Source organism: Pedobacter sp. 01N416, from assembly GCF_056399685.1.
The window spans coordinates 1-7788 of sequence record NZ_JBFTRT010000445.1 but is presented as its reverse complement, the minus strand read 5'-3'; the positions used below and the strand labels follow the sequence as shown (position 1 = coordinate 7788).

Annotated in this window: 7 protein-coding genes, 1 tRNA gene and 1 pseudogene; 2 read left to right on the top strand and 7 right to left on the bottom strand. The window is 38.2% G+C overall.

What is annotated here, in order from left to right:
* Nucleotides 1–975 precede the first annotated feature (975 nt).
* Nucleotides 976–1329: a winged helix-turn-helix transcriptional regulator gene (locus AC1DND_RS21060; RefSeq protein WP_029275327.1), complete on the bottom strand. Its 354-nt coding sequence runs from the start codon at nt 1327–1329 to the stop codon at nt 976–978.
* A 98-nt stretch (nt 1330–1427) separates the two neighbouring features.
* Here AC1DND_RS21060 and AC1DND_RS21055 point away from each other — a divergent pair, with 98 nt between their 5' ends.
* Complete coding sequence (locus AC1DND_RS21055) at nt 1428–2318, top strand: PhzF family phenazine biosynthesis protein (RefSeq protein WP_477584591.1); 891 nt, start codon at nt 1428–1430, stop codon at nt 2316–2318.
* Nucleotides 2319–2505: 187 nt separating this feature from the next.
* Here AC1DND_RS21055 and AC1DND_RS21050 read toward each other — a convergent pair.
* The 3 genes and pseudogenes from AC1DND_RS21050 to AC1DND_RS21040 form a co-directional block, all read right to left on the bottom strand.
* A tRNA-Lys gene (locus tag AC1DND_RS21050) sits at nt 2506–2578 on the bottom strand.
* A gap of 191 nt (nt 2579–2769) precedes the next feature.
* Entirely contained in the window at nt 2770–3468 is a 699-nt protein-coding gene (locus AC1DND_RS21045) for an NUDIX hydrolase (RefSeq protein ID WP_477584590.1), read from the bottom strand.
* A gap of 1 nt (nt 3469) precedes the next feature.
* Nucleotides 3470–3955 (bottom strand): annotated as a pseudogene (locus AC1DND_RS21040) (HAD family hydrolase); the annotation flags it as partial.
* 5 nt (nt 3956–3960) lie between these two features.
* On the opposite strand from AC1DND_RS21040, the gene AC1DND_RS21035 reads away from it, so the two are divergent.
* Nucleotides 3961–5088: an aldose epimerase family protein gene (locus AC1DND_RS21035; protein ID WP_477584589.1), complete on the top strand. Its 1128-nt coding sequence runs from the start codon at nt 3961–3963 to the stop codon at nt 5086–5088.
* Between the two features lie 156 nt (nt 5089–5244).
* Here AC1DND_RS21035 and AC1DND_RS21030 read toward each other — a convergent pair whose 3' ends face one another.
* The 3 genes from AC1DND_RS21030 to AC1DND_RS21020 form a co-directional block, all read right to left on the bottom strand.
* Nucleotides 5245–6414 carry an alpha-hydroxy acid oxidase gene (locus AC1DND_RS21030; protein WP_477584588.1) on the bottom strand — a complete coding sequence of 390 codons (1170 nt, stop codon included), beginning with the start codon at nt 6412–6414 and terminating at the stop codon, nt 5245–5247.
* A 223-nt stretch (nt 6415–6637) separates the two neighbouring features.
* On the bottom strand, nt 6638–7459 hold the full coding sequence (locus AC1DND_RS21025; RefSeq protein WP_477584587.1) for an amidohydrolase family protein: 822 nt from the start codon (nt 7457–7459) through the stop codon (nt 6638–6640).
* Nucleotides 7460–7471: 12 nt separating this feature from the next.
* On the bottom strand, nt 7472–7788 hold a 317-nt coding region (locus AC1DND_RS21020; protein WP_477584586.1), incomplete at its 5' end, for an L-rhamnose mutarotase.

Below are 7788 nucleotides of genomic sequence, written 5' to 3'. Positions count from 1 at the left end.
CCTGTTAATGCTAAGGATTATATAACTTGAACTCAATTAACAATCTGGCTTTTAGCGCTATTCTTTAGGTGGTTTAGTATTAGTGTCAGGGTCTTAATAGCAGGAAGATGCTGACCACGTAGTATCTACAAGACGATCGAGTAAGATAAAGCAACTGTAAACACCACCCCATTTTATTTAAAAAATCTAGTTTGTAGAATTTGGCAGTGTTTTCACCAATGCACACCGAACAGGCGATTGTGATGTAAAGAATGATCAACCCGAAAAGACAAATGCAGGATTATTTTTATGGAATCGTCCAGGATGAAGTAGAAGGAAAGTCTCGACAAATCTTCAAGGCCATTAGGCTGTTACCATTTCTTTTCTTAAAATAACCTTAATTCCGCGTTTGTAAAGAAAAGTCCCGTTTGCCCGTTAATTTTGATAATTCCATCCAAGCAGCCATAATTTTAGTATATTAGGATAATCAAAAGGGATGGTACCCCAAATCAATCCATCTGATTAAAAATTCCCCAAAAAAAATATTCTAAAGTCCACCTTTACGCCACATTTACTCCACGTTTAGGCCACCTTCCGGCCAGGCTTGCTTGCATACTGCTTCGCACATGCTTCGGTTGAGTTGTAGCCCTGGTGTAGATCAGGTAGGTCAAAGGTTTGCGTCGCTTAAGATCAGCGAGTTCACAATAGCTAAATGAAAGGTAAAGAGAAAGTTATCGTGAGGTATTGTTGGTCTGGAGCTGTGTCGGAGCAGCCTGAGTGAAGGGGCAATAAAACGGCTTTGGGATTATTCAAATTATCGAGGTATTTGATGATCCTCCCGACATTATCTCGAATACTTTTGTATTCGATTTTATCAATTGCCTGCTGTATCGATTAACCCGGTCGCGAGCAGTATTGTTTTTTTTAAATGTTATGTATTAAACGTTAGCCCTTTCTTAATACCGAGTCGGAACTGTGGTATAATGCTTTTGAATGCTACTTTATTTTTTCACGGTGGTTTAATCCCCAATCAACCAATGTTTCGGTGACCGGGAAAACACTTAGCCCATATTCTGTCATTGCATAATTCACGGTAATAGGCCTGGTTTCCATAACCGTTCGGGTAACGAGGAGGTTTATTTCAAGTTCCCTCAACTCTTTGGAAAGCATTTTTGCAGATATACCCTCAACCTCACGCTGGATCTTCTTAAATGTGTTTTTTTCATCTATATGATTGTTAAGATATCGCATAATCCGTAGCTTCCACTTGCCGCCAAGTATTTCCAGGCTATCCCGGATAGCCGCCAGCTCCTGCTCGCAGGTCGCTTCCCGTTTGATTGGTGTTTCCATATTTGATAGTTAACAAAAGGTAACCGGTAACCATTAGTTAACCGATAACAAACTTAAAGTTTTGTGTCCTAATTTTGAAATCATAAAAATGAAAACAAATGAAAAAGAAAGTTGACTATTACGTATTGGATGTTTTTACGGATCAAAAATTTAAAGGAAATCAGTTGTCTGTAGTTTATACTGAGGAACAATTGGAACTGGAACAATATTATGACATCGCCAGGGAGTTTGGATATTCAGAGACTTCTTTTGTAAATTATTCGGTAGCTGAGAAAGTGTTTAGCGTAAGGTCATTTACGCCAGCGAATTTTGAGATTACCGGAGCTGGACATAATCTTTTGGGTGCAGTATGCTTGGCTATCTTAAAAAAATGGGATATTTTCCGCGAACAAAAAGGACAGACCTGGGTGTTAATGGCAAGTGAAAAGATTCCCCTTAAGGTCACTGAGAAGGATGGAATTCCTTACGTTGGCATGAAACAGAGACCTGCTGAAATCATGGTAACGGTACCTGCCAGCATAATTGCCGAAGCCATTGGACTAGGTACCGACGATCTTACCCTTAACGATTGGAATATCAATATTGTAAAAACAGAAGTGGGACACCTGATGGTTCCCATAAAGAATTCGGAATTCTTAAACAAAGCAGTATTGAATAAAAGTCTTTTGAAAGAAGCTTCCTCCAAATTCGGATTTGAAGGTTGCTATCTTTTTACTACTGAACATGGCAAAAGTGAATTTCTTGCAGAAACACGTTTTTTTAACCCCAGTATTGGTATTGATGAAGATCCTGCTACCGGAACTGCAGCGGGGCCTTTAACCGGTTACCTTGAAAATCTTGGCTATGTGGAAAAAAACCAAAGTTATCGCATCTTACAAGGTGCTCATGTTAGGAGGCCCTCTTTTATTGAGGCAGAAGTAGTTGACGATGGAATTTGGATAAGCGGATCTTCTATAATCGTTATGGAAGGTGTAATGTATTTAGATTGATTCGGACCCGGGGAGCTTTTCGGAAATTGATTTTCCATAGCGGCAGCAAAATGACAAAAAATGCAATTGAGTACCAAAATAATAAATCAATAAAAAACCCTTTTGACGATCTATAATTTAATCTATTAGCAATGCAAAGCCAGCAGGAATAAAACAAAAAAACCTCACATTTCTGTGAGGTTTTTCGTGATCCCGCTGGGATTCGAACCCAGGACCACTACATTAAAAGTGTAATGCTCTACCAGCTGAGCTACGGAATCATTTCCTTTTGTTTAAGGAGGTGCAAATATAGGGATTTATCCTTTTCTTGCAAACATTTTTTGAAAATGTTTTTATTGTTTTTTAGTCTATGTAAAATTGGCGCTTCTAACTGGTTGATTTTAAATTTTGTAAGCCCAAAAACAATTTTAAAATTTATTTTTATTTGAGTAATATTTTCTCAAATCATTGCCTATTCACTCGCTTTTGGGATAAAATTGAGAAAAGACTGAAACTGTGCCTTGTGTTTGTTTTTGTCCAGTTTAAAATAAAAGGCCCCACGGCGCGAACTCGATTTGTCCTTGTCGGCTTGTTTAATTAACAATCCACTGGCCGTAATCTTACGGATAAAGTTCCGGTTATCTATCGGCGAATCGTAAACCTGCTCGTATAAAGCCTGCAATTGCGGTATAGTAAACCGTTTTGGTAAAAGCTCAAATAAAATAGGATGGAGGGCTGCCTGATAGCGGATTTTATCCATAGCGGCCTTAACCATTATATCGTGGTCGAAAATTAATTCGGGAACTTCTTTTAGCTTAAACCACTCGGCATGGTACTGGTCATTGATCTGTTTACTATATTTATTTATATCGATCAGTGCAAAGTAGACTACCGAAACCGTACGTTCGATAGGATCCCGATCTGGACTGCCATAAGCATGAAGTTGCTCCAGGTAAACATCGTGTAATCCTGTTAATTCCAATAAAATTCTTTTGGCGGCACCATCAAGATCTTCATGTTCACCGATAAAACCACCCATTAAACTCCACTTATCTTTTACGGGTTCTATTGCCCTTTTTATTACCAAAAGTTTTAGCTGATCGCCGTCATAACCAAAAATAATGCAGTCTACTGCAACAAGAACAGGTTTTTGATTTAAATATTTTCCCATGTTAAAATAGCGTATTTAATTTAGCATCGTTATAATCTGTAATATAACCCAAGATATTCGGATAACCTTCAAATTCTTCGATAGTATGTGTTGTGGTTAATACAATGCAAGGCATACCTGCATTTAAAGCCGATTCTACGCCCTTTGGTGCGTCTTCGAAAACCAGGCAATCTGCCGGTGTTATATTTAATGCTGCCGCTGCCTTTATAAAAGTTTCTGGATCTGGTTTACTTGTTTTTACGTCATCTGCACTCACTATTGCATCCAAATAACGACGGATATTCAATCCATCTACTACAAAATCTATATTAAAAGGTATCGCAGCAGATCCGATCGCCATAGGAATGTTAGCCTCTTTTGTGCGTTCCAAAAAATGATCGAGTCCATCAATCAGTGCTAAATGGGGCATGTAGCCTTCCTGATAACGCTTTTCTTTATCAATAGAAAGGCGTTCTATTTCTTCAGCGTTAAATTTATCTTTTCCGAAAGGCTTTGCCCTTCGCTACATTGTGTTTAGCTGTAGCTTTTACTTCTTGTAACCAAAAATCGGATAAAGGGACACAAACAACCGAGCAAACTGATTCGTTAAAATATACCACTACTATTGATGGGAAAAGTGTGAAGCTTTATACTTTAAAAAATAAACAAGGTGCTTCAGTTTCCATTACCAATTATGGCGGGAGGGTAGTATCACTTTTGGTACCCGATAAAAATAACAAGTTAACTGATGTGGTTTTGGGTTACGATAGCGTAGGTTCGTACCGCAAAAAAGGTGAGCCATTTTTTGGTGCATTAATTGGCAGATACGGAAACCGCATTGGTAAAGGTAAATTTACGCTGGATGGGAAAGAATATGATTTACAGCTTAATGATGGTGTTAATACCCTCCACGGTGGTACAGATGGCTTTTTCTCGAAAGTTTGGGATGCTAAACAATTAGATGGACAAAAATTAGAGTTGAGTTATGTTTCAAATGACGGCGAAGCAGGTTATCCAGGGAAATTAGATGTTAAGGTAACTTATACCTTAACTGATGATAATGCTTTGCAGATTGATTATTTAGCTACTACTGATAAAACGACTGTGGTAAATTTAACCAATCATGCTTATTTCAACCTAAATGGAGAGGGAAACAATACGATTTTAGATCACGAATTAACGATTGATGCAAATGCCTACACACCAGTAGACTCTACGCTTATTCCAACAGGTAAATTGCAGCCTGTAGCTGGAACAGCATTTGATTTCAACAAAGCGAAAACCATCGGAAAATCGATCGAAGAAAATGATCAGCAGTTAAAGTTCGGCAAAGGTTACGATCATAATTTTGTATTGACCCATCATGATGGCAAAACGGCTATTGCAACCGTTAAAAGTCCTGTTACAGGAATAACAATGGAAGTTTATACCACCGAGCCAGGCTTACAGTTTTATAGCGGCAACTTTTTAACAGGCGCTGATAAAGACGGTAAAGGTGGGAAATCATATCCTCACCGTTCAGCTTTCTGCTTAGAAACACAACATTTTCCTGATGCGCCAAATCATGCAAATTTTGCATCAACAGTGCTTAAACCGGGCGAAACATATAAAACGAGTACTACTTATAAGTTTTTGAAATAACGTTAACGGGTTGCATCATAAATATAGAATTGTCATCCTGAGCTTGTCGAAGGACCTATCATAATGCCGTTACGGCGTTTCGACAGGCTCAACGTGACAAATTTCTAGAGAAACTATGTTTATGATACAACCTCTTATTTTACTCCAAATTCGGCTTTAAGGGTTTAATAACCGATCAGGAAATTGTGTGATTTTCTCAATGGTTAATTGTTGCATGATCTGGTATAAGTGAGTTTTGAACATATTGATGGTATGATCGCCTCCTTCATTACCTAAAGCGCCAACTCCATACATAAAAGGCCGGCCCATAAAGTTGAATTCAGATCCAACGGCATGTGCTCTTGCTAAATCAACACCTGAACGGATACCGCCATCTAACATGATCTTCAATTTTGATTTGTATAGTGGATTGTTCGCCAATTTGATCAGTGAATTGATTGAGGATTCGCCTGCATCAATTTGTCTGCCGCCATGATTGGAAACAATCACACCATCGGCACCGATTTGGATAGCAGCCTGCATATCTTCATCAGTCGCGATTCCCTTCAATACTAAAGGTCCTTTCCAAAGATCACGAATGGCAGAAACCTTTTCAATATCAACCTTACCGGTAAATGTTTTGTTCATGAACTGTCCAAGTTGCGACATATCCATTCCTTTTTCCATGTAAGGCTTTAAGGTAGCAAACGATGGAATTCCATGTTGTAGGGTTTTAATTCCCCATAACGGACGGGCAAAAGCCTGCAGGATATTATTGACTGACATTTTTGGTGGAATGGATAAGCCGCTCTTGATTTCTTTATATCGTAAACCAAATGCAGGCACATCTACCAGCACAACCAATACCGGGCATTCAACGCCTTTTAAGCGATTTAAGATGTCATCCCTCAGGCTATTCTCCGTAGGGTGGTACAATTGAAACCATGCTTTTCCTTCAGATACTTCGGCAATTCGTTCGATACTACTGGTGGATACGGTGCTTAATGTATAAGGAATATCGGCTTTAGCGGCGGCCTTAGCTAAAATTTCGGGAGCATTAGGCCACATCAAACCTTGCAAACCAATAGGAGATACCCCAAATGGAGCACTGTAACGACGGCCAAATAATTCGACCGACATGTCGATATCTCCACCAACGCGTAAGTAATTCGGTTTAAGGTAGATATTGTCGAAGTCGCTCTCATTTCTCGATAAATTAAGCCCCTCATTACAACCACCCTCCAGGTAGTCAAAAGCAAATTTAGGAATCCTTGACTTTGCCTTTTTTCTTAAGTCGGCTACAGAAGGGAATTGAGGATTGTAAGGGAATGTAATCTTTTTACTCATATTTAATATTGTATTGGTCAGATCTATTTCAAAAAGCGAAAACTAATATTTTATATTATAATTCCCGTCCTGCTCTATCTGCTTTTTTTAATTCTAGTTAAGGATTTTTGCGTAGGGTTTTGATGTGTCATTCTGAACGAAGTGAAGAATCCTTTGCAAATAAATCACCATCAAAAAGATCCTTCATTGCATTCAGGATGACAAATAGGTCAAAATTATGTTGTTAAACTCCGTAAAACGCAGTTGCATTATCATTAAAAATCAATTTCTGTTCTGCTGAGGAAAATTGTTGCGCATACTTATAAACTAAATTAAACCAATCCTGATACGGTCTGCTGAGCAGCATTACCGGCCAATCGCTACCGTACATTACCCTTTCAGGACCAAAATGTTCGAATACCACATCAAAGCAATTAAAAAGCTCTTTTTCTGTCCAGTTTTTCCAGTCTGCTTCAGTAAGTAAACCGGATACCTTGCAAAGTACATTTGGATTTGAAGCCAATACTTTAATATTTTCAGACCAAGATTTTATCTCCTGACTTTTAACATCCGGTTTGCCACAATGATCCAATACAAATGGTTGATCGGGGATTTGATCAACCATTTGTRTGATAGCTGCTAATTGATCGTGATAGCACAATAAATCGTAAGTGTAATTGTATTTTTTTAAAAGATTAACGCCAGCAATAAACTTTTTATTCAGGATAAAATCTGCGTTTTCAGCTTGTAAAATATGTCGCCAGCCCTTAATCTTCTTGAAATTACTCCAATAAGTTAAACGTTCGTCTAAATTCGGATCGAGTAAATCTACCCATCCAACAATCCCTTTTACAATTTCATTTTGCGCTGCCAGCGATAACAAAAACTGGTTTTCCTCTTCCGATTGGCTAGCCTGCACAGCTATACATCCCGTGATTTGATGATCGTTATAAACCCCTATAAGATCTTTCGGAGAAAAATCATTACGGATGGCAAACATATCTTCATTTATCCAGCTATCTCTAACCGGATCGAAATTCCAAAAATGTACGTGTGTATCAATCATAAAAAAAGCAATTTAAAGTTTAAAGATCTGATCCATCAAGATCCATTTTTCTCCTGGTTTCGAACCTGGTAGTGCCTGCTGGAATTTCCACATCAAATTTTCCCATTCCTGCACTTTTGGATTGGCTAAATCGGCTTTCGATTTTTCCTCAAAAGAAAAGCTTTCATTCACTTCCATAATCATAAATAGCCTGTTTCCTAATAAATAGATTTCCAGATCATCAATTCCAGAAGAAATAATACTTTCTTTAATTTCAGGCCAAATCGATTGATGATACTGCTTATACGCTTCTATAAGCTTTTCATCGTTTACAAGATCGAGTGTTAAAC